This is a genomic window from Acinetobacter sp. CIP 101934 (genome assembly GCF_000369585.1).
GTDB classification, from domain to species: domain Bacteria; phylum Pseudomonadota; class Gammaproteobacteria; order Pseudomonadales; family Moraxellaceae; genus Acinetobacter; species Acinetobacter schindleri.
This window is the reverse complement of sequence record NZ_KB850094.1, coordinates 294,821-320,567: the sequence shown is the minus strand read 5'-3', so window position 1 is coordinate 320,567 and position 25,747 is coordinate 294,821. Positions and strand designations below refer to the sequence as shown.

The window sequence follows — 25,747 nt, the reverse complement described above, 5'->3', positions numbered from 1 at the left end:
ATTAGTTCTCCTCCTTGTAGTCAGCAACAGCGTGTAGTTCAGGCGTTGCTTGTGGCGCCCATGCAACTGGACGATCAGTATCCAGCTCGAAGCTAGAAATCGCATCTTTCACTAGACGCGCATCTACTTCACCTTCGTCAGCCAGTTTCTTCAATGTAGCAACCACAATATGAGCAGCATCTACACCGAAGTAGCTACGAAGTTTGGCACGTGTATCGGAACGGCCATAACCATCAGTACCCAATGCAACGAATGGGCGGTTGTCTGGAAGGTAGGCACGGATTTGCTCACTATACGCACGCATATGGTCTGTTGCAGAAACAACGATACCGTTTGTGCCACGTAGTTGCTGAGCAACCCAAGACTCTTTGACTTCTTCAGCTAATGGATGTAAACGGTTGTACTCTTCACACGCCATACCATCACGTGCCAGCTCGTTGAAACTAGTTACGCTATATACGTTTGAATGGATTTGATATTCTTCACGCAGGATCTTCGCAGCTTTGATCACTTCACGTAGAATCACACCTGAACCAAGCAACTGGACAGTAGCTTTCTCGTCTTCTTCCAGCAGATACATACCACGTTTGATGCCTTCTTCAACACCTTGTGGCATTGCAGGATGCTCGTAGTTTTCGTTCATTACGGTTAAGTAGTAGAACACACGCTCTTGATTCACGTACATACGCTTCAAGCCATCGTGAACAATCACGGCAAGCTCATAACCAAAGCAAGGGTCATAAGAAATACAGTTTGGAATCGTATTCGCAAGAATATGCGAGTGACCATCCTGGTGCTGTAAGCCTTCACCATTCAATGTAGTACGACCCGCTGTTGCACCCAGCAAGAAGCCTTGTGCTTGCGCATCACCTGCTGCCCATGCAATGTCACCAATACGCTGGAAACCAAACATAGAGTAGTACATGTACATTGGAATCATTGGCAGGTTATTGGTTGAATAACTAGTTGCCAACGCAGCCCAGGCACTCATCGCACCCGCTTCATTAATCCCTTCTTGAAGCATGTGACCGTCTTTTGCTTCACGGTAATGCATCAATTGTTCCTGGTCTTCAGGCGTGTATTTTTGACCATGTGCAGCATAAATGCCCAGCTGACGGAACATACCTTCCAGACCAAATGTACGTGCTTCATCTGGAACGATTGGAACCACGCGGTCTTTGATGGCTTTTTCTTTCAATAATGAAGAAATTAAACGAACCATCACCATGGTGGTTGATTGTTGCTTACCGTTAGAACCTGCAAGTACTGCGTCAAATACCGACAGTTCTGGAATCGCAAGCTGTTCGCTTTCCTTACGACGTGCAGGCAGGTAACCACCGAGCGCCTCACGACGTGCCTTCATGTATTTCAATTCAGGCGAGTTTTCGCTTGGACGGTAGAATGGAACTTCTTCTAACTGCTCATCAGTAAATGGCAAGTTGAAACGGTTACGTACGTATTTCAACGACTCAAGCTGCATTTTCTTGATTTGGTGAGTCTTATTCACCGCTTCAATTTCTTCAGACAGGCCATAGCCTTTCACTGTTTTCGCCAAGATGACGGTTGGCTGACCTGTGGATTTCATTGCCTCTGCATAGGCTGCATATACTTTGAACGGGTCGTGACCACCGCGGTTCAAGTTGTCGATGTCTTCATCGCTTAAACCTTTAACCAGCTCTTCAGCTTCTGGGTATTTACCAAAGAAGTGCGCACGTGTATAAGCACCACCTTTTACTTGATAACGTTGGTAATCGCCGTCTACCGCTTCTTCCATAATCGCTTTTAGAGCGCCAGTTTCATCTTTGGCAAGCAATGGATCCCAATGACGGCCCCAAACCACTTTAATGACGCGCCAGCCTGCACCACGGAATAGCGACTCAAGCTCCTGAATGATCTTGCCGTTACCACGTACCGGACCATCAAGACGCTGCAGGTTACAGTTGACCACCCAAATCAGGTTATCTAACTTTTCACGGCCAGCCAGAGAGATTGCACCGGTACTTTCTGGCTCATCCATCTCGCCATCGCCCAAGTAAGCCCAGACTTTACGATCTTCTTCCTTGATCAAGCCACGGTTCATCAAATACTTTTGAATGTGTGCCTGGTAGATCGACATAATCGGACCCAGACCCATCGATACAGTCGGGAACTGCCAGTAATCCGGCATCAAATATGGATGTGGATAAGAAGGTAAGCCAACGCCATCTACTTCACGACGGAAGTTGTTTAAATGGTCTTCCGTTAAACGACCTTCGAGAAATGAACGTGCATAGATACCCGGAGCACAGTGACCTTGATAATAGATCATGTCACCGCCGAAGCTGTCGCTATTGGCACGGAAGAAGTGATTAAAGCCTACATCATATAATGTTGCGGATGATGCAAAACTGGCCAAGTGGCCACCTAGATCATCGCCAGTTTTGTTCGCGCGAAGAACCATCGCCAGTGCATTCCAGCGGATCAGCGCACGAATACGGCGCTCCATGTCCTGGTCACCCGGCATAGGTGGTTGTTCTTCAACAGAAATCGTGTTTAAGTAAGGAGTATTTAAACGCTGAATGGGAACATGCTTAGCAATCGCGCGCTGATAAAGTTTCTCTAATAAGAAAGCTGCACGCTCAGTGCCCATGTGTTGCAAAACAGAGTCAAAAGCGTCTTGCCATTCTTGAGTTTCTTGCGCGTCTGTATCGCCATAAAACGCCATAATCTACTGTTCCTAAAGATCTACATTAATCGTTTATATGTATCATATTTAGGGCAGTGACAGGTATCGCCCACGCTGAATGCGCGAATGCTGGGGTATTTAGCAGCTAAATACCTATTGATCATTTATTACACAAAGATACAAATCTGAGTCAGTAAAGAATCAAAATTATACATTGCTCATATTTTTTAGTGATAAATTAAGACTTGAAAGCAATAAATCTCCAGTTTCTCTCATTTTAGAAAGAGACCAGAGATTTATTACTTTTAAATATGGATGTGCTTTTTCTGTAGGTGTTATGTACAGGGTAGCTTAAATGACCTGGCAGGCCTTATGGCAGCATGGCAAGATAAGTCGAAGGATTCTTACGCTGACCGTCTTTTACTACTTCATAGTGTAAATGCGGGCCCGTACAGCGACCTGTACATCCTACGTTGGCAATGTGCTCACCTGCTTCTACGCGATCACCCACACGTGCAATCAGACGTGAAGCATGTGCATAACGAGTCAGGTAACCATTACCGTGGTTAATTTCCACGTATTGGCCGTAACCTGTACCCCAACCTGACTTGGTCACAATACCAGGACCCGTCGCATAGATCGGTGTACCGCTTGGTGCAGACATATCCAGACCAGAATGGTTTTCAGCGCGACCATTCATGGTACGACCACCAAAGTCAGAGCTGACACGTTTCAGGTTTGGCAGAGGATGTGCAACTAACCAAGAATATGGAGAAGATGAAAAACTTGAAGAAGATTTAGATGTAGACTTAGAAGCGCCGTATTTTTTCTCAATCGTTGCATTGTTGAGCTCAACTGGCTTCTCACGGAGCTGAACGCTTAATTTGGTTTCAGCAGGGATATAAACATCATCTGATTGTGTATAAGCGCCCTGTGCTAAAGTCCGTGTAAGCTGCTCAAGACGATCGACGGATCCACTTTCCTGATTTAGATCCACTAAATCTGCGAATGCTACAGAAGCAGCTGAACTCGCCAGGGAAAATGCCAACAAAATACGTCGCAAATGCATAAAAAACCTCTCTAAAACTGTTTTAATCGAGTTCCTTGGGTGATCTCTTCCTTGATATCTACCGAAAAGAGCGCATAAGATTAAGGCATAATCATGTAGGAATGATGTATGTCTGAACCTGTCAACGTTTTTCAACAAACAAGAAAACACATAAAAACAGGAAACTTCTCGTTTCTCTCATCACAAGTTGCTGCATGGCAGAAACTTACAAAACTCATTCAACCTTTGTTGCCCCAACCGGAACAGTGGCAGGTTGTCTGCTATCAAAATGGTGTGTTAACGCTTACTGGTGAAAACCAGGCCATGATTTCTCAATTGGCCTACTTACAGAAGCAATACGTTTCACAACTCTCTCAAATTAGCGAATTAAAGGACTTAACCAAACTGCAAGTGTGTTTACGAAATCCATCCAAAACACCTTTGATTACAGAAAAATCCGAAAGAACCTTAAGCCCAGAAACACAGGATATGCTCCGTAGTGCTGCTGACTTTATAAGCGACCCTAAGCTTAGCCAAGCTTTACTACGTTTGGCAAGCAATAAAAAATAACATACAAATCAAATCATGTTGATTTACAATGTAAATTGCGAGAACCAGTTCTCATTCTACATTGTTATAATATAACATACACACTAAAAGACAATGACTTATGTCACATTCACATAAGGAATTGGACAAGTTTCAATGTCATCAAATGTTACAATTTCATAGCTATCCGGATCACTGCTGACATTACGCAAAAGCTGGTTATTTAAGGCATGTCCTGACTTGTAACCGTCGAATTTAGCGATAATCTGGTGACCCATCAGATATAAATCACCGACAGCATCCAAAATCTTGTGACGCACAAATTCATCCGAAAAACGTAGCCCTTCTTCATTGACTACCCCCGTTTCATCCACGCCAATCGCGTTTTCCAGACTTGCACCAAGTGCCAGATTATTGGCTTTGAGATAGTCCAGATCTTTCATAAAGCCAAAGGTACGCGCTTCACTGACTTCATATACAAAGGTTTCAGTAGAGAAGTCGATGGTGGCAGACTGATATTCTTTCTTGAAAGCAGGATGATCAAAGTCAATGGTGAAGTTAAGCTGAAAGCCTTCATGCGGGCTAAAAGCCGCACGCTTATCATCAATAAGCGCTTCTACAGGTTTGATGATTTTAATAAATTTCTTTGGTGCCTGTAGCTCCTGAAGTCCACCCTGCATCAGTAGATAGATAAATGGACCGGCACTGCCGTCCATGATGGGCACTTCAGAAGCTGATACTTCAATAATCAGGTTATCGATGCCCAGACCGGCAATAGCACTCATGACATGCTCAATGGTACCCACTTTGGCATTTTCCTGAACCAGATTCGAGCACATGAAGGCTTCCTGGATCAGCATGGCATTGGCAGGAATGTCAACTGGTGGATTCAGATCGATGCGTCGAAATACAATTCCCCCATCGGCATGGTGTGGCACGAAGTTAATCATGACTTTCTGCCCACTATGAAGACCGATACCGCTCGCTTTCACGACACGTTTCAGGGTACGCTGTTTCAACATGCTTTTATCATCTGTTCATCAACAAAACCGCTATACGTTAGCATATTTAGCCATTGATAAAAAACAAAAAGGTGGCCCTAAAGCCACCTTTTCTGTTGAATCAACGTAAACACATATTGTTACATATTACTTACGTTGTTGATTTTTAAGATAATCCTGAATACTAATTGGCGTTGGACGTGGGCTTGAAACAGACGCAGCCGGCGTCGCTGCCGCACCTGCACCAGTTTGTTGACGCTGAATCGCTGGCACATCATCTTCATCTACTGCAGCCGGGGCTGTTGCAGGACGTGACTGCTGTACATTGGTACGTTTCGCAGGCTCAGCAGCATCTGCCGAGTTACGGGTTAGACCTGTTGCGATTACAGTTACGCTAATTTCATCACGCGCATCTGGATCGAATACGGTACCGTAGAAGACTTGACCTTCATCCAGGTCCACGATCTGGTTCACAACATCGGTAATTTCTTCAATTTCACCGAAGGTTACATCATCACCACCAGTCACGTTAATCAGGATGCCTTTGGCATTCATGATAGTAACGTTATCCAGTAATGGGCTACGAATTGCCTGTTCAGCTGCCTGACGTGCACGGTTTTCACCACGACCAAGACCAACACCCATCATGGCATAACCACGTGTGCTCATCGCTGTTTTCAGATCGGCGAAGTCAAGGTTGATATGACCTGGACGTACCACGAGATCAAAGATACTGCGTACTGCATTTAACAGAACGTCATCCGCCTTCTTGTAAGCATCTTTCATCGAGATGTCACGGAACACTTTTAGCAGGCGCTGGTTTGGAATAATGATCAGGGAATCCACGTGCTGTTCCAGGGCTTGAATACCTTTCTCAGCGGACTGTAAACGGCGTTTACCTTCAAAGTTGAATGGCGTAGTCACGACACCAACTGTCAGGATACCCATTTCTTTGGCAATTTCTGCAACCACTGGTGCTGCACCGGTACCTGTACCGCCGCCCATACCAGCAGTCACGAACACCATATCTGTGCCTTCAAGATGCTGGCGGATCAGTTCACGGCTTTCTTCTGCTGCCGCTTGACCGACTTGTGGATTTGCACCTGCACCTAGACCACGGGTACTTTGTTCGCCCAGCTGAATTTTAAATTCAGCTTCCATGCGATCCAGTGCCTGTTTGTCAGTATTGGCACAGACAAATTTTACACCCTGGATGTCTGATTGCAGCATATGCTGTACAGCATTACCACCCGCACCCCCTACACCAAACACAGTGAAACGGGCTTGACCAATGCTATCGTCTTGATCGTCTTCAAAAAATTCAAATGAGGCCATGACCTATAAAATTCCTAATTTAGTACTGGCAGTCACTAAGCCCGTATACTGCCCTGATCTTAATAAAAAATTGTTTTTAAGAATGCTGCTCCACAACTCAGTTGTCAAGTGCAAGCATTTTTTACTACAACTTCTCAACAATATTCACAATAAATGTCGACTAAAAAATTGACTTCAATGTTTCATTAAAGCCTGACCAAGCACGTTTAACGCGCTGAGTCACCGACAGTTTTTCATTTTCTTCCGATTCTACGATGGTTTCCTGCGCATCACTCTGGCTGAACATCAGCAGACCTGCAGCTGTAGCGTACTGCGAACGGCGCAGCGCTGCCTGATGTGCTTCATCTGCATGTACTGGCGCTGGCGGATTACCCAAATGCGCCGATATACCTAAAGTGCGGCGTACATAGCTGACCATACCTTCAATATGGCTGGCATCACCCGTTAATACCACACCATGGTACAGCCCCTGCATTGCACCACTGTTTTCCAGTTCATCACGCACCAAGCCCAGAATTTCACTATAACGCGCAATAATAATTTCGGTCAGTTCAATCCGGCTAATGGTCTGCGGACCATCAATACCCTGAAACTGGATCATGTGGTCCGGTTTTACCACTTTCAGATCGACACAACCATATAACAGCTTAATACGCTCAGCTTCTTCAGTGGTAGTCTGTAACACGGCTGCGATATCACGTGTTACATGCTCTCCACCACGCTGAATGGTATGGGTAAGTGCCAGACGACCATCCAGATAAACTGCAAGATTTGTGGTTCCGGCACCGATGTCGACCAGACATACGCCATATTCTTTTTCATCTTTCAGCAAGCTGGCTTCAGCAGTGGCCAGACATGATACCACCATGCGCTCTACACCAATATTGGCACCTTTCAGGGCACGGTCAATATTCTGCATGGTGCTAATTGGCAACATCATTAAATGATAATGCCCAGTCATGCTGTGCGCCGACATACGGATCGGATTCAATACCCATTCCGGTGCATCATCCAGCTCAAAACCTAGTGGAACTGCGCTAACCAGGTAATGATCTGAGATCTGATGACTGGCTTTGGCCAGTTCAAGCGCACGCACCACTTCACTGGTGGTAATTGTATGTTCTGTATTGTCAACTGAAGTACGGCCTGAAGCATAAAAGCTTTTCAGCTCCGCACTTGGAATTGAAATCCAGGCTGAATGTACACGGCATTCCGCCATGTCTTCCGCTTCTTGAACGGCATTTTTTATTGCGGTAATGACTTTATCGAGACTTACAATTTTCCCTTTATTCATGCCTCGGTTACGAGCAGTCGCCATCCCAATGACCTGGATATTGTCTGGCGCATGTACCTTACCAATCAAAACTGAAACTTTGTGCGTCCCAATGTCAATCGCAACAACTGAGGGAACAGCTTCATTCATTATTCGTTACTACCATTACCTGTGTTTAATTTATGGCTCTAAGCCTCTATTTTTCAAAGCCGAACATTATGGCTTTACTGTAACGCCGTTCTCAACGCCGGTGTCATTATTCGTTACAATAAAATGACCATTTTGTATCTTTGGTGGAACTGCATTCTTCCACTGAATCGCAAGCCCATTTCTATAGCGCAGATCAATTGAAGAAATTCTAGACCAAACTGGCTTCAAATCGCTATAGGAAAGATGGCTAAGACGTTGCAGCTTGCTCATGGTTTGATCCTGATCCACAATCACGCGTAATCCCGAATCAAACTGCATAAACCATGTCATGCGCTCTGTTAGATATAATTCTTTTAAACGAATGCCATGCGGTGCGAACAGCTGATTAATTTCGTTATAGCGACGCATCATGGTTTTGGCCTGGCTGGCAGGACCATGCAGTAACGGTAATTCAGGATAACTGCGAGGAAGTACTTCAGTAAAAATTTTCCCGCTATCACTGAGCAGACGTCCAGTGCCCCAACGTGCAATTGCATGGTGCGGCATTACTCGTACCCGAATTGCATTCGGCCAGGCACGTGATACCACAACACGATCTACCCAAGATAATTCTAGAGTTTTATCACGGACTGATCTTAAATCCGAGGTAAAATAATTTTCGGTAATAATTGGCGATACATGTTGCAGGATCTGACGTTCTTCTGCCGCCGAACGAGAACCAATCACCTCAAGCTCTGCTACCTGGGCATCGGTCATCACACGATAGAATCCCAGTATTCCTGCAGCAAGTACTACAAACGCCACACACAGCAGTAACCAACCACCTAGATTGGCCATTTTTTCTTTTCGTGTGGGCGGCTTGTCGTGAATTGATGTAATCGCAGCACGTTTGCGGCGCATGGATGCAGGAAGTTGAGCCATATCTTAGTGAGCCACACCGTTCAGAGTTTGTTCCAGAATCGCCACACATAGCGCTTCAAAACTATAGCCTACTGCTGCTGCCGCTTTTGGTACCAAAGAATGACTGGTCATGCCTGGCACCGTGTTTACTTCCAGTAGCCAGAACTTACCGTCCTGATCCTGCATGGCATCAATACGGCCCCAACCGCTAGCACCTACTGCCTGGAAAGCCCGTAAAGCCAAGGCCTGCAGTTCTTTTTCTTCTGTTTCGCTTAGACCGCATGGAATGCCGTACTGTACATCATTACGGTTATATTTGGCTTCATAGTCGTAGAAAGCCACATCTTCTGGTGGTTGCAAACGAATTACCGGAAGTGCCTGACCGTTTAACAAAACAATAGTGAATTCACGGCCGGTAATCCATTTCTCTGCCATCACAATGGCATCATGTTCAGTCGCTTTCGCAATAGCAGTAGCAAAGTCTTCGATTTTCTCAACCTTGCTCATACCAATGCTTGAGCCTTCATGCACTGGCTTGATAATCAGTGGCAAGCCGAGTGCTGCAACGATTTCTTCAGCATTCGAATCTTTGGTCACAATACGGTAAGGTGCTGTCGGCAGTTCAGAACCTTGCCAAACCTGCTTGGTTTTAACCTTGTCCATACCAATCGCTGAACCCTGTACGCCTGTACCGGTATAAGGGATATTCAGCCACTCCAGTGCACCTTGAATCTGGCCATCTTCACCACCACGACCATGCAGCACGATGAAAGTACGATCATAAGCTGTCAGTTCCGTGATGCTACGTTCCTGAGGATCGAAGCCTTCTGCGTTCACCCCAGAACGCAGCAATGCCTCAAGCACTGCCGTACCACTGTCTAGCGAAACCTCACGCTCTGCAGATTTACCACCAAGCAATACGGCAACTTTTCCGAATTTTGAAGCATTTGACACGTTTATATCCTTAAACTTTTAAATCTGGTCAATTCTATCTGAGCCACACACGGCGACTATTTTACATATAGATGATTCTGAGCAAGTTCAATTGAAATTGCACCTACATTACCGGCACCCTGAGTCAGCAGCAGGTCATTTGCTTGTAGCACATTTTTCATGACATTGCTGAGGTTTCCTTCAACCGGATCAACCAGAATCGGCTCTACCTCACCACGCAGACGAATACTGCGTGCCAGAGCACGGCTATCTGCACCAACGATTGGTTTCTCCCCTGCTGAATAAACTTCTAGTAATAACAACTGATCTACCGTGGACAATACATCGACAAAGTCTTCAAAACAGTCACGGGTACGGCTAAAACGGTGCGGCTGGAACATCATTACCAGACGACGGTCTGGATGACTGGCACGTGCCGCCTTGATGGTTGCTTCAACTTCTTTAGGATGGTGACCATAGTCATCCACCAGCTTCACATCACCGCCTTCAAGCTCGAACTGACCTTGCACTTGGAAGCGACGACCAACACCGCTAAAGCTTTCCAAGGCACGGCAAATCGCAGCATCAGAAACGCCTTCATCAGTCGCAATACCAATTGCTGCCAGTGAATTCAGAATATTATGTGCACCCGGCATATTGATCGTAACACGTAGTGGCTCACGATCTTTACGTAATACCGTAAAGTGCGACTGCATGCCATCCTGTTTAATATCAACTGCACGAATGTCATTGTCTTCATTGAAACCATAGCTAAGGAGTGGGCGACCGATCCGCGGCATAATTTCGCGTATATTGGCATCATCACCACATACCACGGCTAGGCCGTAGAACGGAAGTTTTTGCAGGAACTGAACGAAAGTATCTTTCAGCACATCAAAGCTGCCGCCATAAGTATCCATATGATCAGCATCGATATTGGTGACAATGGTCGCCATTGGCTGCAGGTGCAGGAAAGAGGCATCTGATTCATCTGCTTCTGCCACGATATAACGACTGGCACCCAATGCAGCATTCACACCCGTACGATTCAGCAAGCCACCGATCACATAGGTGGGATCAAGATTTTCTTCGGCCAACATACAAGTCACCAGACTGGTGGTTGTCGTTTTACCGTGAGTACCTGCTACTGCAATACCGTGACGGTAGCGCATCAATTCACCCAGCATTTCAGCACGGCGAACCACTGGAATACGCTTTTCAATCGCAGTCTTAATTTCCGGATTTTCAGGATCAATGGCGGTTGAAACCACAATGACATTGGCACCCTGAATATTTTCAGCGGCATGACCGATGTACACCTTAATTCCATTTTCTTCCAGCTGAGCCGTGGTTTTGGACGCTTTAATATCTGAACCAGAGACTTTATAACCCTGGTTTTTCAATACTTCAGCAATACCACACATGCCAGCACCGCCGATCCCCACAAAATGAATGTGTTTGATACGGCGCATTTCTGGCACTTTGATTAATTTTTTCGCTTGGTCAGCTGGAGTTGATGGAGACATAATTTACTCGGTTTACAATTCTTGAATTAAACGAACCACGTGTTGGGTTGCATCTGGTTGAGCCTGCTGGCGTGCTTTTATAGCCATTTCCATAAGAAGCTGGCGATTCAGCATCGGTTCCAGCAGCGCTTTTAGACTGTCTGGGGTCATTGTGGCTTGCGGGCAGATTTTTGCTGCGCCAAGATTCGCCAGGAATCGGGCATTGGCGGTTTGGTGATCATCTACCGCACTTGGTAATGGCACAAAGATTGCGGCCACGCCTGCTGTAGCAATTTCAGTTACGGTCAACGCACCGGCACGGCAGATAATTAAGTCCGCATCGCTATAGGCCTGTGCCATATCTTCAATAAATGGCTGTACTTCAACATTTAAAGTTGCAGGTGCATTAGCATAACGGGCACGCGTCGCATCTGCATGATTTTGACCGCACTGATGAAAAACATTCAATGGGACATTCAGCTGTTTTAAGGCTTCAGGCACACGTTCATTGAGTGCCTGTGCGCCCAGTGAACCCCCGACAATTAAAATACGCAGTGGCTGACCAGCTTTTTCCCGTTCCTGATAACGCCAGGACGGATTGAAAATTTCAGTAATTTCTTTACGTACCGGATTACCTGTAGTGACAATTTTATCTTGGGCCGGAAAAGTATTCGGAAATGCCTGACAGACTTTTTTAGCAATACGGGACAGCTGGGTATTGGTAAAACCGGCTACAGCATTTTGCTCATGAATAATCACAGGAATGCCCAGCATCCGCGCTGCCAGACCACCCGGACCGGCGACATAGCCACCAAAACCGGCTACAGCATCCACCTTCAGCTGCTTCATATACTTCATGGCGCTGAGAGTGGCTTTTAGAATTTTAAACGGTGCCGCCAATTTACGCACGACGCCATTGCCGCGCACACCTTGAATATCAATCTGATAAATTGGAATATTATGGTTTTTTAAGAGTCGGTTTTCCATGCCTGCCGGAGTCGCCAACCAGGACACTTTGATCCCCTGCTGTTCTAAGTCTTTTGCAACGGCTAACGCTGGAAATACATGTCCACCGGTACCTGCGGCCATCATCATGACATGTTTAGGCTGTTTTTGCTGAGCATCGGTCACGGTCTAATTCTTCAATTCTAAAATATAAACAGGATGTGTAATTTAAGTCGTCAATTGTAATCACAATCGCTAAGCCATGAAAGTTTATTTACTTTATTTCAACGAGCGTTTCATTGTTTTTTTTCACACGATTTTAAAGTTTAAACTGTATTTATAATCGGGTCTGCATTTTTATTCAATTTTCAGAAAAAAAACGGATTTTATTAATTGATTTCAATGATTTCTTTTTTATAGATATAAAACAGATTTTATCGCAGGATGAAGCGAAAACATTATTGCACTGATCACTATTTTTCAGACCTAAACTTAGGTCTAAACAGCATGAAATTTATTCTTTTTCTATGTTATTTATATTCTTAATAAATACCATCAATTCTTTAATGAATTGATTTAATAGATAAAGCGATGACAGATGTCAAAAATTTCAGTGCATGACAGCTGGGTGATCCTGGCAGGTTATCTGGCCGCCATTCATGTCGGCAAACTCTCTGCGGTAATTCCAATTTTGCAGCAGGACTTAGGACTCAGTTTTACCCAAGCAGGTTTTTCCCTGTCTCTGGTTCAGGGCGCAGGCATGCTGTTTGCACTCAGTATTGGTGCATTCTCTGAAAAATTTGGTCTAAAACGTTGCCTGATTCTGGCGCTAACGATTCTAGGACTCAGCAGTATTGCCGGACTCTGGATTCAACATGTCGCTGCATTATATTTTTTTCGTTTTACTGAGGGCATCGGCTTCCTGACCATCTCCCTGTGTGCACCAGCCATTCTGAAAAGGATCAGCCGGCCAGAACATCTGAATTTCAAGATGGGATTGTGGAGTTCCTATATGGGTGTAGGGGTGAGTCTAGCCGTTCTGTGTATTCCGATATTGCTGGAATGGCTGCAATGGCAGACTATCTGGGTTTTACTCGGTGGATTGTGTCTGTTGATTGCCTTAATGGTACATCGTTATCTGCATCTTGAACCGCAAGTACCCACCTCTGAAACCGCATCATCATCGGCTACCAGTTCTTCTTTCTGGGAAATTGTTCGGGTCACCATTACTCATCCACCAATTTTATGTCTGGCGGTAATTTTTGCCTGTTATACCAGTCAGTGGCTGACTGTAATCGGCTTTTTACCGAGTATGTATGTCGCGAATCAGATTGATTTAAAAACTGCAGGTATGTTGGCTTCACTGGTCGTGGTTTCCAATCTGGGCGGTACCTTTGGTGCCGGTATGCTGTTGCAACGTGGCTGGCAGCCGAAAACCCTACTCTGGAGTGGTTTTATCAGTATGATGCTGACCAGCTTTCTGGCCTTTGCTGCTCGTTCCTGGTTGATGCTGGAATTACAGGTACTGAGTGCTGTATTGTTTTCACTGATTGGCGGAATTATTCCGACGACTGTTTTTACGATTACCCTGAAATACGCACCTCAGGCCAATGCCGCGGCAGCCAGTGTCGGTCTTGTTCTTCAAGTTTCGGCATTTGCACAGTTTTTTGTCCCGCCACTGAGTGCATCACTGGTTTCTGCGACTGGACAATGGGCCAATATTGCACTGGTTACTGTCTGCCTTTCGGTACTCGGTCTGATGATGAGCAGCTATCTGTTCCGACGGCATGGTAAATAAAAAGAGCCTCAATAGAGGCTCTTTTTATTTATGACTGCAAATCTTAGGCCTGCTTGACCCCTGCTTCCAGCACATCAAACAGGTCATCCGCAATCGAAGTCCCAAACTGGGTATCAATTTCACGGATACAGGTTGGGCTGGTTACGTTAATTTCAGTGACATAGTTACCAATCACATCCAGGCCCACGAAGACCAGACCTTTTTCACGTAAAAATGGGCCAACTTTTGCAGCAATGGCTTTATCATTTTCAGTTAAAGGACGCGCTTCCCCCAGACCACCTGCTGCCAGGTTGCCACGCACTTCACCATTTTGGGGAATACGTGCCAGACAGTAAGGTACCGGTTCACCATTTACCATCAAAATACGTTTATCGCCTTCAACAATTTCTGGAATATAACGCTGTGCCATGATGGGCTGAGTCCCATTATTGGTCAGGATTTCGATAGTCGAACCGATATTTACTCCGTCCTGATACAGACGAAAAATCCCCATTCCCCCCATGCCATCTAAGGGTTTAACAATGACATCACCATGATCTTTAATGAATTCACGTATCAGGCTTTGTTGTGAAGTCACTAAAGTTGGTACTTGCAGTTCCGGGAACTGGGTGGCAAACAGCTTTTCATTACAGTCACGCAGGCTTTGCGGCTTGTTAATGATCCAGGCACCTTCACGTTCGGCCTGTTCCAGGATATAAGTTGCATAGACAAAATTCATGTCAAAAGGTGGGTCTTTACGCATTAATACCACATCATATGCCGCGATGGATTCTTTACGCTTTTCACCTAATTCATAGTAATGATTATAGTCTTCAAACACTTGTAGTGGTGAGATCAAACCAAATGCTTTACCCTGATCAATATACAAATCTTGCTGTAATGCATAACCCAGTTCATGACCACGGCGTGCGGCTGCCCAAAGCATCGCCATAGTTGAATCTTTTTTCAGGTTTACATTTTCGATGGGATCCATCACAACAAGTACGCGCATATTTCTGTGCTCTATTTTCAAAATGAATTTGGCAATCAGTATAGCCGAGATTATTCTTTTGTTTATTCAGATTTTGCATGAGTATGTATGCATTCTTGTGTTAAGGATGAATCTAAAGATGTTGCAAGCTATCGTCGGTTTTCATTTAGATGAAGAAAATCATTGGGTCGCTGAACTGGCCTGTGGACATGGTCAACATGTACGGCATGATCCACCCTGGCAAAACCGTCCCTGGGTCATGGCTGAATCAGGTCGAAGGGAAAAACTGGGCATAGAACTGGACTGCAAAAAATGTGAGGAAACACAGCAGTCCGATAAAGATGATTGATTAGAATAACCCTGACTGCTTATCACAAGCTTTCTAATTTTTTAAATAAATCTTTCAGCTTCTTTGGAATATTTAAGCTATCTGCATTGTTAAGTGGTCCTGTATTATTGCTAAATTCCTGCAGAACTTTTATGCTTAAAAATAATACGCATTCTGCGATTCAAGGTGCTTCGTGCTGCAACGCTTTTTTCAACAGGCCTGGTTTATCCTGCTGATGGTTTTTGCCATCGGCTGGGGCGCTATGTCCGTAGCATCTGCGAACTCCATGCATCTGATCCAAATGCAACAACAGCCTTGTACCAAACAAAGGGTACATGGTGATCAGCACGCCTCACAGATGGCTACCATAGAACATGCAACGCATGCTCCCGCTTCTCAACACTGTGATAATCAAGCTTCGACTCAACAACATGAATGTCTCGATTGCAGCTTTAGTGCCTGCCAAAGCATGATGAGCTGGTTAAATACCGAACCGCAGCCGTTGACTATATTGCACCCCTACGAAGCCAATACTGAACTTTCTTTCCCTTATACTGCCCGTCACCTTAGCGGTTACTGGCAAGATATTCTCCGTCCTCCCAAAGCCTGATCCAAATTTTTAAATATTTTTAATAAATTTCAGGATCAAGTTATGTCTATCAAATTTCGTCACAGCCTGCTTGTAGGCTTATGTGTGATCTCGTCCTCTGCTTTTGCCGCAGTGAAAGAATATCATCTGATTATTGATGAAGGTAAACTCAATCTGACCGGGAAACCTGTGCAGCGTATTACCGTCAATGGTCAGTTCCCGGCTCCGACACTTGAATTTACAGAGGGCGATGAAGCAATTATTCATGTACAGAATAATCTGGATCATCAGGATTCTTCCCTGCACTGGCACGGCCTGTTATTACCCGGCCTGATGGATGGTGTGCCTGGCTTTAACGGATTTCAGGGCATTAAGCCCGGACAGAAGTTTAGCTACCGTTTCAAGGTACGCCAGAATGGTACCTACTGGTATCACGCCCATTCCAAAGGTCAGGAACAGGATGGGCTGTACGGTGCGCTGCTGATTCACCCTAAAAATCGAAATACGATTCCTGCCCATGAAAAAACTGAGCGTGACTATGTGGTGATGCTTTCAGAATTTCATGAACAGAGCAGCCAGTCTATTCAGAATAACCTGAAAAAATCAGCAGATTATTACCAGAACCAGCGTGAAACAGTGGGTGATATTTGGCAGCAGATCAAACGTGATGGTCTTAAGGCAACCTGGTCAGACCGCAAGATGTGGAACCAGATGCGCATGCTCAAAACCGATCTGTCCGATGTCAGCGGCTATACTTTTCTGGTAAATGGCAAAACGCCTGAACAGAACTGGACCGGACCGTTCCAGTCGAATGAAAAAGTGCGTCTACGCTTTATCAATGCCGCAGCCATGTCCTTTTTTGATGTACGTATTCCAAATCTGAAAATGACTGTAGTCAGTGCTGATGGCCAGCCAGTCAAACCGGTCAGTATTGATGAATTCCGCATCGGTGCCGCAGAAACCTATGATGTCATCGTGGAACCAACTGCAGCACACTATCAGATACAGGCGGAATCAATTGACCGTTCCGGCTTTGCCTTAGGCAGCCTGCATGACCAGACACAGGCCATGCCACATCACATCAACCAACCCGCAGCCCGTCCCCGTGCTTTATTAACCATGCAGGATATGGGACATGCTGAACAACACGAAATGCCACAGCATATGCCTGCTGGTCATAGCATGCATTCGGAAAAATCTTCAGATGATGAGCCTGCTCAACACGATCTGCATGCACAGCATTCCATGCCAAAACAAAAACAGCCTGCCAGACCTGTTGAAGGCTGGGCCAATGCGTCCACACCTTTAGGGCATAAAGCCCTGCAGTATCGTGATCTGAAATCCTTATTTCCTCAGCCGGATGTTCGTGAACCGGAATCGGAACTGGTGATCCGCCTCGGCGGCAACATGGAGCGTTACATCTGGACCATCAATGGCAAGAAATATAGCGAAGCTGAACCTTTACAGGTGAAGTATGGTCAGCGTATCCGGCTGAAATTCATCAACGACAGCATGATGGCACATCCAATGCACCTACATGGCATGTTTATGCAGCTGGAAAACGGTCAGCCTGCAGGTGATCTGCCCAACAAGCACACCATTGTGGTGCCACCCGGCAAAACGGTTACCGCGCTACTAACTGCCGATGAACTGGGTGAATGGGCAATTCACTGTCACCTGCTCTATCACATGAGCGCTGGTATGATGAACAAACTGATCGTAGCACAGGTTAATGATGACCACACCAATACCCCGCCTGCTAAACCGCAATCAGCCCAACAACAAGGAGATGCTCATGCACACCATTAAAACAGTGAAGTACTCCCTGTCGTTGGCAGTGACCCTGTTGATGAGTTCTACTGCATTTGCCGAACCAATGCAGCATGATCACACCATGATGCAAGCATCTGTCCCTACTCATGTACATCAACAGCATACAGATATGCAGCCCTCACCGCTTGTTCCTACTGAAAGGATAAAGGAAATTAACCATAAACATGAGCATGGTGGCCAGATTTATACTGTGCTTGAACTGGATCAGCGCTGGCAAACCACGGGACATGGTCAGGGCACATTTCAGTCAGACAATGAACTGAAAATCGGTACGGATGAAAACAGACTGGTACTTAAACTGGAAGCTGAAAAGACTGAGTCCAGACCAGAGGAATACACTGCAAAAATACTGTATAGCCGTATGATTTCAGACTTCTGGGATATGCAGGCCGGTCTGGGTTATCAGGAACATTCGCTTGAAGTGAACCAGCAACATACCATGCAGGAACGCTGGAATGCAGTGCTTGGTTTACATGGTTTGGCACCCTATTTCTTTGAAACTTCGGCTTATCTGGAAGTGGGGCAAGATGACTATGTAGCATTGAATTTTGAGGCTGAACGCGACCTGCTTTTGACTCAAAAACTGATTCTACAGCCTTATATCGAAGTGGCAGCAATCTTAAATGATGCTTCCACTTATACAGAAAAGACTGGACTGCATGAAGCTGCGCTGGGTTTGAATACCCGTTATGAAATAACGAAGCAGGTCATGCCTTATGTTGATATTGCTTACCGTTATGAGCAGGAAAGCCAGTGGGAAAATGATCAGCTCAGCTCAAATTCCGAAAAAGATTGGGTGTATGGGCTTGGGGTGAAGTTTAGATTTTAGCCTCTAACCTATATGTAGTTTATAAAAAAAGGAATTGATCCTGAGGATTTAGGGATCAATTCCTTACATATCAATTCGATATGAGAGTATTATTTCCAAGTCAAGTGCAGGATCCAGATTTCGTTGCTGAACTGCTGTTTTCTGGGCACGTCTTCTTGGCGTAGATTGAGAACGATTACGTTTGTTTTGTTGTTTCAATTCTTTATGCTGCTGTTGAATATGCACCAGCACAGAACCCAAATGTTCATTCTCAACAATCTCGTTGGTTAAGCTGATTTAATTTATCGAGGATGCGGTAATTGATCTTCTTACCTTGGTATTCAATTACAACCGTAGCATCCGGGTATGCTAAAAACTCAAGATATCTGCCAATTAATCTCTGGTTTACTTCTGTATTCTCAGGAGATATACGCATTTGTCATATGTAATGATCAGACTATTCGTGACTCGGCGTGGTTCACGCCAGGTAAAAATATCTTCCAGCTCAGTATCAGATTCCGTTAAAGGTCGATGCAAGTTGTTCTTTCTTAAGTAGAATTCAAGTTAATGTATATCTGACGGTATTAACCACGTATACCACCAATCATGAAAATCAGAGGGAAAAATTGACTCTAAAATAATAATTAATATGCAATACATGGCAATATTTTTCAGCCAAGTGGGTTTAATATAGCGCACTGATTGAGGATAGCGAGTGATTTGCAACCATAAAGTCATGATAAATAATACACTTGCTATACTGGTTTGAATAAAAATTGCAATATTAATACGGGGTAATACATCTTCTGGGCAAGCAAATAAATAATGACCCAATGAAATCCAGTTGGCTAATACAAAACTATGAATTATTGCGAAAGCGTACTCCACTTTACCTGTATAAATTAAATCTACGGCACGATGAGCCATTAAAGCAATCGGTATCCAAAGTAATGCAACAATTTCCCGTGTGAGCCAAGCAGGTTCTGGGTATTGAAAGAAAAAATATACATTATCAAAGAAATGTAAAGCAGCAGCATAAAGTGTAATCCAAATCAAAGCTTTATAGACTTTGAGTAGATTAGAAAGGTCAAACTTATGTTCCATATTTATTATTCTCAAGGATCGTTGTTAAAGTATTCTTTCAAAGGCAGTTACTACATTATCCCAGAGCATTTTTGAGTCACTACGGAAATAGCCCATATGACCAATTTTTGGTAGCGACTTGGTTAAAGGAATATCAATTAACTGAACATCAGCATTTTTATACCCCTGCATAAATGCATTACGTGATTTCGGCATTGCCCATAAATCATCAAGTGCGTTCGCTGCAATGATAGGTGTGGTTACCTTGGTAAACTGTTCTGCTATTTCAGGGACTTGAGGATCATCAAAAAAATAATGTGGAAATTTACACCAGCGCTTCCATTGTTGATACACCCCATAGGGTAAATCTTCACCCATACCTATTAGTGACATTGGAATATAGCCTTTCCACTGAGCCAATGTAGGTAAAACAAGCTCCCACAGTACTTTTATTTTCACTGCTTCAGTTTTTGGCATATAACCATGCCAGCCTGCACCTGTACCAAATATATAAATACACTTAACCTTATGATGATTCGGTAGTAAACCAAAGGCATGTCCACCGAATGAATGACCCACCATAAAAAGAGGTAAATCATCTGCCACAATATCGACCACTGCTGCAAGGTCTAGTGTTGCCCACTCAAGAAAATTGCTATCAAAATTCTTAAAATCAGTAGGTTTAGAACGACCAATTCCACGATAGTCAAAAGTTATGACGTTATAACCCTGTGTAACTACATATTCGGAGAAACGTCGATAAAACGCTTGTGGTACCCCTGTTGCACCCGCAAGAATAATGTTTGCTTTGGGTTTTTTTGCACTGTATTTAATTGCTGCAAGTGGGTAACCGTCTTTCGCGGTAACTATAAAATCATGGTTCATTTTTAATCCAATTATAACAGTTGTTATAGTTGAAATTATGCTAAGTTATAACGAGCGTTATAGCAATTTGTTTTTTAAGCGGAACATAACTAATGAGTTTGCAAGTAAATAAAAATTTAGATCCACGGCAACGGCTTATTTTATCCGCATTGGATTTATTAAGGACACAGGGATTAGCTGCTACAAGTGTGCGAGAAGTTGCGAAACATGCACAAGCCCCACTGGGCTCGACCTATCATTATTTCCCTGGTGGTAAATCGCAAATAGTTAAAGAGGCTTTAATTTTTTCTGGAAATACTGCATTAGAACAACTAGATAAAGCATTGAATCAGCATGGGGTGCGTAAAGGCATCACTGTATTTATTACGTGGTGGGCCGATATGGTGCAAGCTTCTAATTTTGAGGCCGGTTGTCCTTTAATGTCTGTATTAATGGAAACAGGAAGTGATCCAGAGAAAGTACAATATGTTGAAATAGTTAAACAAATACTAAATGTATGGAAACTGCGATTGATACAAGCATTTGAACAAGAAAGTATATGTTTGGAACAATCCAATCAAATCAGTATGAATATTATTGCATCATTAGAGGGAGCTATCTTGTTATGTCGAGCGTGGGGGAATGTAACTCCATTAAAGGCAATAGCCGAACAATTAGATTTAACGATTAAAAGCTTAGTTTAACTTTTTATTGCTTTAGCTCTTTGAATTAGATTATTTGATAACTATCTTAAATTTTGATTGAAGTTATCATTTCTAGTGGTAATTTCTAATTACTATTTTCATTTACAATGTTTAAATTTTCCTAAAATTAACATTATCCACCTTATACGAAATTATATTTTTATTTAATAAAAATCATATACTTAAAATATAATAAAAAGCTCAACTCAAATAAGTTGAGCTTTTTATAGATTTATTACATTCCACGCTTAGTTATTGATCAATGTTCCACACGATCATTAAGTAAAACTGAGGAGTACTTAGATCCCATATTTCAGACGATAGTCTTCCATTTTTGCTAATGCATCTTTATCACCTTTGGCATCCAGATAATCCATCAGGTCTTTCATGGTAATCAGTGCATGCACCGGAATTTCCAGTTCTTTTTGTACTTCCTGAATCGCAGACAGTTCGCCCTGACCTTTTTCCTGACGGTCTAATGCGACCAGCACACCCGCGATTTGCGCACCGGCATTTTTCAAGATGGTGACCACTTCACGAATTGCAGTACCTGCTGTAATCACATCATCAATGATCCAGACTTTTTTACCTTCTACAGCAGCACCAACAAGTACACCGCCTTCACCATGATCTTTGGCTTCTTTGCGGTTAAAGCCCCAAGGCACACTCACGCCATGATTTTGCGATAATGCAACTGCGGTTGCCGCCACAAATGGAATACCTTTATATGCAGGACCAAAGATCACTTCAACATTGTTACATTCAGTCAGTTTTGCTGCATAGCCAGATGCCAGGCCAGTCAACGCTTCGCCATCATTCAGCAAACCTGCGTTGAAAAAATAAGGACTCACACGACCTGATTTTAAAGTAAACTCACCAAATTTAAGCACACCGCGTGATAATGCGAGTTCGATAAAAGCTTGCGGGTTAAACTGAGCTGGCGTTGACATGAGGTGCTCCTAAATCCATTAATTAAGGTAAGACTTGCGCATGATACCAAAGAGTAGCTATCCAGGTGATCAAAAAATTCTTCGTGTCGTTTCAATTAATGTCAACGGCTTACGTTCATCCGTGACCAAAGGTCTGCTGGAGTGGATGGAAAAATCTGACGCAGATGTGATTTGCATGCAAGAAAGCCGGATTACCCATGCGCAGTGGACCGATAAATTTAAACCTGAAGGCTGGTATACACACCTGTTCCCGGCTGAACGTCCAGGTTATGCCGGTACCGCAATTTATAGCCGCCTGCCTTTTGTTTCCCTGACCGATGGTCTGGGCTTTGAACTGGCAGATTCTCAAGGCCGCTTTATTGCTGCCGAATTTGACTTAGGTTTAGAGAAAACAGCACATATCTGTTCGCTGTATCTGCCATCCGGTTCATCGGGTGATGAAGCACAGGCGCGTAAAGATCACTTCTTGGATGAATATAAAAAGATCCTGAAACAATGGCGCGATGAAGATAAATCTATCATTGTATGTGGTGACTACAATATCGTGCATAAACGTATCGACATTAAAAACTGGTCAGGTAACCAGAAAGCCTCTGGTTGCTTGCCACATGAACGTGCTTGGCTGGATCACATCTATGATGAACTGGGCTATGTCGATACTTTCCGTGAAGTACGCAAAGAAGCTGAGCTATACTCATGGTGGTCGAATCGCGGCCAGGCCCGTGCCAAAAACGTAGGCTGGCGGATTGATTATCAAGCCTGTTCACCCGACTGGAAAGAGCGTACCGTAAATGCCTGGGTGTATAAAGATGAATGGTTTAGTGACCATGCTCCAGTAATTATTGACTACAAACTTTAATTCAACAGATAAACTCAGTGAACAATTGTTCACTGAGTTAGTGTTAATCACTTACATAACAAGACGTATTAACAGCTATTTTTAAAGCTAAATACACAGCATTATACTTACACGGCACAAGGACATGTCAGGATGACAGCAAAAGGACAGGAAGCCGTAGGAAGAAATAAAACAGACTACAAGATTTAGCTTGTTTTGCATGGATGTGACATCGGACGTTGAGATGAGACCCGCATAATCAGGATGATTAGATGCGGGTTTTCTCATTTTAGCGCCTCTATTAGCCGCTTCTCATTTCTTTTTATTTCGCGCCTTTATCTTGATTACTATTTTGCACAAATCAGATGTCAATTTCATGACATTCCTGTATCTGCTATGTATCTATTTTTATCTCATTTTTTACTTTGGGTTTTCTTCATAGTCATGGTTGTAATCATTAAATTTCGCTAAGCTACAGTAAAATTTAGATGGGTGATGATCATGTTGAAGATCTATGGAATTAAAAATTGTAATTCAATGAAGAAAGCATTTGATCTGCTGGGTGAACTGGGTTTGAACTATGAGTTTCATGACTATAAAAAACAGGGAGTCGATGCTGAAACTGTAAAGACCTGGCTGGATACATTGGGTCAGGAAGTTGTGCTGAATAAAAAAGGTACCACCTGGCGCAAACTCAGTGAAGAAGAGCAGCAAACCGCCTTGGCAAATGAAGAGAATCTGCTTGCTGCCTTAATGACTCATACCAGTCTGATTAAACGTCCAATTCTGGCAACTGGTTCAGGTTTTATCGCGGGTTTTGATGAGCCTGCCTATCGTGCGCTGAATAATTAAAGCGAACTGATAATAAAGTTCAATATAGCAACCGATTTATAGCTACAAAAAAGCCTGACAATCGTCAGGCTTTAACAGTCTCAGACTCAGAATCAGTTTGCACGAATCCAGGTCTGGTTACGGCCCAGCGCTGCTACACCAATAAAGCCACGTAGTTGCAGCTTCTTACCACCATCAGCCAGGTTACCTTTTAGCTTATAGGTCTTACCTGATTGCGGATCAAGAATCGAACCACTCTCATAGTTGGTACCGCCAACATTTTTCAGACCTTTAACAATGGTCAGGCCTTTCAGAGATTTGTTGTGATATGGACCTTCACATTTCGTGCAGGCATTTTCTTCACCTTTGGTCAAAACCTTCTGAATGCTGGCACTTAAAGTCCCATTGCTTTGTTCAGTAAATTTTACAATCGCCTTTGGCTGATTGGTTTTGTCATCAATTGTTTTCCAGACTGTTCCGTTTAAAGGATCTGCGGCATTCGCCAATGCACTTAAACCCAGTAGTCCTAACATAAGCGCGATTTTTTTCATTTTTGTTTCTTTCCCTAAGTCTGTGAGTAGACCGTTGTAGTATTAATTAAGTCACAACAATTTTTCAATTTCTGGATGTGACTATCTAGTGTAACCTTGTAAATATTGTTGGTAAATAACATACCAGACCAATGAAAACATAAAAAGATGGAAAGAAAATGAAGATTAGTCCCCTTACGAAACAGTTAATTACAGAAACGATTTTAAAGACTTCCATCCGTAAACCCAGCCAGTTTAATCTCCCGCCTGCTGCGCTTAGAAAAGCCCTTGAACAGTTCTGCAAACTTTTTCCTGTTGACAAAAATGTTGAAATACGATCCTTAAAACTGGCAGGCCTGAATGCAGAAGAAATCAAGCCTCAACAAGAAGCCACCCAGCTGATTTTCCATATTCATGGGGGTGCTTTTTATTTGGGTTCAATGAAGACCCATCGTGCTTTTATGAGCCAGATTGCTGCCCGTACCCAGATGCAGGTGCTGCATGTAGATTATCCACTTGCTCCTGAAGCACCTTATCCAGCCGCACTGGATGCCGTTTTCAATGTATATATGCAACTGTTAGATCAAGGCGTGCAAGCCAAAGATATCATTCTCTCTGGAGATTCTTGTGGGGCAAATTTGGCATTGGCGCTAGCCCTAAAAATTCAGAAACTGGAACTCCCTCAGCCCAGTGGTTTGATCCTGCTTTCTCCCTTTGTTGATCTGACCCTGACCAGTGAATCCTTGCGCTACAATCAGGTACATGATGCCCTGTTATCCATTGAAACATTAGAAAGTGGCATTCAATACTATGTACCTTCGTCAATCGAGCATGGCAATCCTGAAGTATCACCTTATTTTGCCGACTTAACTGGTCTGCCACCCATGCATATTCAGGTCGGTTCCAAGGAAATTTTGCTGGATGATGCGCAGCGTCTCCGCGATAAGGCCCTCGCAGCAGGGGTTGAAGTAGAGTTCAAGCTATATACAGGTATGTGGCACAATTTTCAGATGTTTAGCGCCTGGTTTGATGAAGCCCGACAATCTCTGGCTGATTTGGCCGACTTCGCACACCGTCTGGATCAGGACTAAATGCCCAGCTTTTATATTTTTCAATTTTCAGGATGGTGCGGGAAAATTTTCTATTTGGTAAATATTTAAAAAGCCAGACACATCACTGTGACCTGCCCATCCTGTAATCTTTTCGCATGTTACAACGATGTAAATTTCAAACTTTACTAAAATGACCTAGCTGTACAAAATATAACCATTCTCTTTCGCAGTATATTCATGTTATCTTAAGCCCAAGAAATAAAAC

General features: G+C 43.8%; 24 protein-coding genes and 1 pseudogene. 10 read left to right on the top strand and 15 right to left on the bottom strand.

Annotated elements, in window-relative coordinates; genetic code table 11:
* Position 1: 1 nt before the first annotated feature.
* Entirely contained in the window at positions 2–2,704 is a 2,703-nt protein-coding gene (gene aceE / locus F899_RS02015) for a pyruvate dehydrogenase (acetyl-transferring), homodimeric type (protein WP_004890761.1), read from the bottom strand.
* Positions 2,705–3,035: 331 nt separating this feature from the next.
* Positions 3,036–3,734: a M23 family metallopeptidase gene (locus tag F899_RS02010; protein ID WP_004813747.1), complete on the bottom strand. Its 699-nt coding sequence runs from the start codon at positions 3,732–3,734 to the stop codon at positions 3,036–3,038.
* Between the two features lie 108 nt (positions 3,735–3,842).
* Here F899_RS02010 and F899_RS02005 point away from each other — a divergent pair, with 108 nt between their 5' ends.
* Entirely contained in the window at positions 3,843–4,283 is a 441-nt protein-coding gene (locus F899_RS02005; RefSeq protein ID WP_005220567.1) for a DciA family protein, read from the top strand.
* Between the two features lie 98 nt (positions 4,284–4,381).
* On the opposite strand, the gene lpxC is transcribed toward F899_RS02005, so the two are convergent.
* The 7 genes from lpxC to murG form a co-directional block, all read right to left on the bottom strand.
* Positions 4,382–5,284 carry a UDP-3-O-acyl-N-acetylglucosamine deacetylase gene (lpxC, locus tag F899_RS02000; protein ID WP_004813751.1) on the bottom strand — a complete coding sequence of 301 codons (903 nt, stop codon included), beginning with the start codon at positions 5,282–5,284 and terminating at the stop codon, positions 4,382–4,384.
* Positions 5,285–5,410: 126 nt separating this feature from the next.
* Positions 5,411–6,598 (bottom strand): cell division protein FtsZ, encoded by a 1,188-nt coding sequence (ftsZ, locus tag F899_RS01995; protein WP_005220565.1) that lies wholly within the window; start codon positions 6,596–6,598, stop codon positions 5,411–5,413.
* 160 nt (positions 6,599–6,758) lie between these two features.
* Positions 6,759–8,021 carry a cell division protein FtsA gene (gene ftsA, locus F899_RS01990; protein WP_005220562.1) on the bottom strand — a complete coding sequence of 421 codons (1,263 nt, stop codon included), beginning with the start codon at positions 8,019–8,021 and terminating at the stop codon, positions 6,759–6,761.
* A gap of 66 nt (positions 8,022–8,087) precedes the next feature.
* Positions 8,088–8,942 carry a cell division protein FtsQ/DivIB gene (locus tag F899_RS01985; protein ID WP_004813757.1) on the bottom strand — a complete coding sequence of 285 codons (855 nt, stop codon included), beginning with the start codon at positions 8,940–8,942 and terminating at the stop codon, positions 8,088–8,090.
* A gap of 3 nt (positions 8,943–8,945) precedes the next feature.
* A complete protein-coding gene (locus F899_RS01980) occupies positions 8,946–9,875 on the bottom strand; it encodes a D-alanine--D-alanine ligase (protein WP_005220560.1) in 930 nt (309 codons plus the stop codon).
* A gap of 56 nt (positions 9,876–9,931) precedes the next feature.
* Entirely contained in the window at positions 9,932–11,380 is a 1,449-nt protein-coding gene (gene murC, locus F899_RS01975) for a UDP-N-acetylmuramate--L-alanine ligase (RefSeq protein ID WP_005220558.1), read from the bottom strand.
* A gap of 12 nt (positions 11,381–11,392) precedes the next feature.
* Positions 11,393–12,490 (bottom strand): undecaprenyldiphospho-muramoylpentapeptide beta-N-acetylglucosaminyltransferase, encoded by a 1,098-nt coding sequence (gene murG, locus F899_RS01970; protein ID WP_005220556.1) that lies wholly within the window; start codon positions 12,488–12,490, stop codon positions 11,393–11,395.
* A 412-nt stretch (positions 12,491–12,902) separates the two neighbouring features.
* On the opposite strand from murG, the gene F899_RS01965 reads away from it, so the two are divergent.
* Positions 12,903–14,102: an MFS transporter gene (locus F899_RS01965; protein WP_005220554.1), complete on the top strand. Its 1,200-nt coding sequence runs from the start codon at positions 12,903–12,905 to the stop codon at positions 14,100–14,102.
* Between the two features lie 43 nt (positions 14,103–14,145).
* On the opposite strand, the gene gshB is transcribed toward F899_RS01965, so the two are convergent.
* Positions 14,146–15,093 carry a glutathione synthase gene (gene gshB, locus F899_RS01960; protein WP_004890785.1) on the bottom strand — a complete coding sequence of 316 codons (948 nt, stop codon included), beginning with the start codon at positions 15,091–15,093 and terminating at the stop codon, positions 14,146–14,148.
* 118 nt (positions 15,094–15,211) lie between these two features.
* Between gshB and F899_RS01955 the strand changes: the two genes are divergently transcribed.
* From F899_RS01955 to F899_RS01940, 4 genes are all read left to right on the top strand, one after another.
* A complete protein-coding gene (locus F899_RS01955; RefSeq protein WP_005220552.1) occupies positions 15,212–15,421 on the top strand; it encodes a DUF3565 domain-containing protein in 210 nt (69 codons plus the stop codon).
* Positions 15,422–15,593: 172 nt separating this feature from the next.
* On the top strand, positions 15,594–16,010 hold the full coding sequence (locus tag F899_RS01950) for a hypothetical protein (RefSeq protein WP_005220550.1): 417 nt from the start codon (positions 15,594–15,596) through the stop codon (positions 16,008–16,010).
* A 42-nt stretch (positions 16,011–16,052) separates the two neighbouring features.
* Entirely contained in the window at positions 16,053–17,798 is a 1,746-nt protein-coding gene (locus tag F899_RS01945; protein WP_005220548.1) for a copper resistance system multicopper oxidase, read from the top strand.
* The gene (locus F899_RS01940; RefSeq protein ID WP_005220546.1) at positions 17,785–18,651 is read left to right on the top strand and encodes a copper resistance protein B; all 867 of its coding nucleotides are present in this window, start codon (positions 17,785–17,787) and stop codon (positions 18,649–18,651) included. Before F899_RS01945 ends, F899_RS01940 begins: the two co-directional genes overlap by 14 nt.
* A gap of 63 nt (positions 18,652–18,714) precedes the next feature.
* Here F899_RS01940 and F899_RS15315 read toward each other — a convergent pair.
* The 3 genes and pseudogenes from F899_RS15315 to F899_RS01930 form a co-directional block, all read right to left on the bottom strand.
* Positions 18,715–19,170: pseudogene (locus F899_RS15315) on the bottom strand (ISNCY family transposase); the annotation flags it as partial.
* Between the two features lie 24 nt (positions 19,171–19,194).
* The gene (locus F899_RS01935) at positions 19,195–19,734 is read right to left on the bottom strand and encodes a hypothetical protein (protein ID WP_005220545.1); all 540 of its coding nucleotides are present in this window, start codon (positions 19,732–19,734) and stop codon (positions 19,195–19,197) included.
* Positions 19,735–19,758: 24 nt separating this feature from the next.
* Complete coding sequence (locus tag F899_RS01930; RefSeq protein WP_005220543.1) at positions 19,759–20,598, bottom strand: alpha/beta hydrolase family protein; 840 nt, start codon at positions 20,596–20,598, stop codon at positions 19,759–19,761.
* Between the two features lie 92 nt (positions 20,599–20,690).
* Here F899_RS01930 and F899_RS01925 point away from each other — a divergent pair, with 92 nt between their 5' ends.
* Entirely contained in the window at positions 20,691–21,281 is a 591-nt protein-coding gene (locus F899_RS01925; protein ID WP_005220542.1) for a TetR/AcrR family transcriptional regulator, read from the top strand.
* Between the two features lie 299 nt (positions 21,282–21,580).
* Here F899_RS01925 and pyrE read toward each other — a convergent pair whose 3' ends face one another.
* Positions 21,581–22,231, bottom strand: a complete 651-nt coding sequence (pyrE, locus tag F899_RS01920) for an orotate phosphoribosyltransferase (protein ID WP_005220541.1) — start codon at positions 22,229–22,231, stop codon at positions 21,581–21,583.
* 40 nt (positions 22,232–22,271) lie between these two features.
* On the opposite strand from pyrE, the gene F899_RS01915 reads away from it, so the two are divergent.
* Entirely contained in the window at positions 22,272–23,090 is an 819-nt protein-coding gene (locus tag F899_RS01915) for an exodeoxyribonuclease III (RefSeq protein ID WP_005220540.1), read from the top strand.
* Between the two features lie 480 nt (positions 23,091–23,570).
* Complete coding sequence (locus F899_RS01910) at positions 23,571–23,921, top strand: Spx/MgsR family RNA polymerase-binding regulatory protein (protein ID WP_005220539.1); 351 nt, start codon at positions 23,571–23,573, stop codon at positions 23,919–23,921.
* 92 nt (positions 23,922–24,013) lie between these two features.
* Here the strand turns inward: F899_RS01910 and F899_RS01905 are convergent, their stop codons facing one another.
* On the bottom strand, positions 24,014–24,451 hold the full coding sequence (locus tag F899_RS01905) for a DUF2147 domain-containing protein (RefSeq protein WP_004813793.1): 438 nt from the start codon (positions 24,449–24,451) through the stop codon (positions 24,014–24,016).
* 158 nt (positions 24,452–24,609) lie between these two features.
* Between F899_RS01905 and F899_RS01900 the strand changes: the two genes are divergently transcribed.
* The gene (locus F899_RS01900) at positions 24,610–25,521 is read left to right on the top strand and encodes an alpha/beta hydrolase (RefSeq protein WP_005220538.1); all 912 of its coding nucleotides are present in this window, start codon (positions 24,610–24,612) and stop codon (positions 25,519–25,521) included.
* Positions 25,522–25,747 lie beyond the last annotated feature (226 nt).

Bases quoted from the DNA above. Each gene is read 5' to 3' on its own strand.
- F899_RS01900 (WP_005220538.1), top strand. From the start codon at position 24,610: ATGAAGATTAGTCCCCTTACGAAACAGTTAATTACAGAAACGATTTTA.
- F899_RS01915 (WP_005220540.1), top strand. From the start codon at position 22,272: ATGATACCAAAGAGTAGCTATCCAGGTGATCAAAAAATTCTTCGTGTC.
- F899_RS01925 (WP_005220542.1), top strand. From the start codon at position 20,691: ATGAGTTTGCAAGTAAATAAAAATTTAGATCCACGGCAACGGCTTATT.
- F899_RS01955 (WP_005220552.1), top strand. From the start codon at position 15,212: ATGTTGCAAGCTATCGTCGGTTTTCATTTAGATGAAGAAAATCATTGG.
- F899_RS01910 (WP_005220539.1), top strand. From the start codon at position 23,571: ATGTTGAAGATCTATGGAATTAAAAATTGTAATTCAATGAAGAAAGCA.
- ftsA (WP_005220562.1), bottom strand. From the start codon at position 8,021: ATGAATGAAGCTGTTCCCTCAGTTGTTGCGATTGACATTGGGACGCAC.
- F899_RS01930 (WP_005220543.1), bottom strand. From the start codon at position 20,598: ATGAACCATGATTTTATAGTTACCGCGAAAGACGGTTACCCACTTGCA.
- aceE (WP_004890761.1), bottom strand. From the start codon at position 2,704: ATGGCGTTTTATGGCGATACAGACGCGCAAGAAACTCAAGAATGGCAA.
- pyrE (WP_005220541.1), bottom strand. From the start codon at position 22,231: ATGTCAACGCCAGCTCAGTTTAACCCGCAAGCTTTTATCGAACTCGCA.
- F899_RS02010 (WP_004813747.1), bottom strand. From the start codon at position 3,734: ATGCATTTGCGACGTATTTTGTTGGCATTTTCCCTGGCGAGTTCAGCT.
- F899_RS01985 (WP_004813757.1), bottom strand. From the start codon at position 8,942: ATGGCTCAACTTCCTGCATCCATGCGCCGCAAACGTGCTGCGATTACA.
- murC (WP_005220558.1), bottom strand. From the start codon at position 11,380: ATGTCTCCATCAACTCCAGCTGACCAAGCGAAAAAATTAATCAAAGTG.
- ftsZ (WP_005220565.1), bottom strand. From the start codon at position 6,598: ATGGCCTCATTTGAATTTTTTGAAGACGATCAAGACGATAGCATTGGT.
- gshB (WP_004890785.1), bottom strand. From the start codon at position 15,093: ATGCGCGTACTTGTTGTGATGGATCCCATCGAAAATGTAAACCTGAAA.
- F899_RS02005 (WP_005220567.1), top strand. From the start codon at position 3,843: ATGTCTGAACCTGTCAACGTTTTTCAACAAACAAGAAAACACATAAAA.
- lpxC (WP_004813751.1), bottom strand. From the start codon at position 5,284: ATGTTGAAACAGCGTACCCTGAAACGTGTCGTGAAAGCGAGCGGTATC.
- F899_RS01965 (WP_005220554.1), top strand. From the start codon at position 12,903: ATGTCAAAAATTTCAGTGCATGACAGCTGGGTGATCCTGGCAGGTTAT.
- F899_RS01940 (WP_005220546.1), top strand. From the start codon at position 17,785: ATGCACACCATTAAAACAGTGAAGTACTCCCTGTCGTTGGCAGTGACC.
- F899_RS01935 (WP_005220545.1), bottom strand. From the start codon at position 19,734: ATGGAACATAAGTTTGACCTTTCTAATCTACTCAAAGTCTATAAAGCT.
- F899_RS01905 (WP_004813793.1), bottom strand. From the start codon at position 24,451: ATGAAAAAAATCGCGCTTATGTTAGGACTACTGGGTTTAAGTGCATTG.
- F899_RS01945 (WP_005220548.1), top strand. From the start codon at position 16,053: ATGTCTATCAAATTTCGTCACAGCCTGCTTGTAGGCTTATGTGTGATC.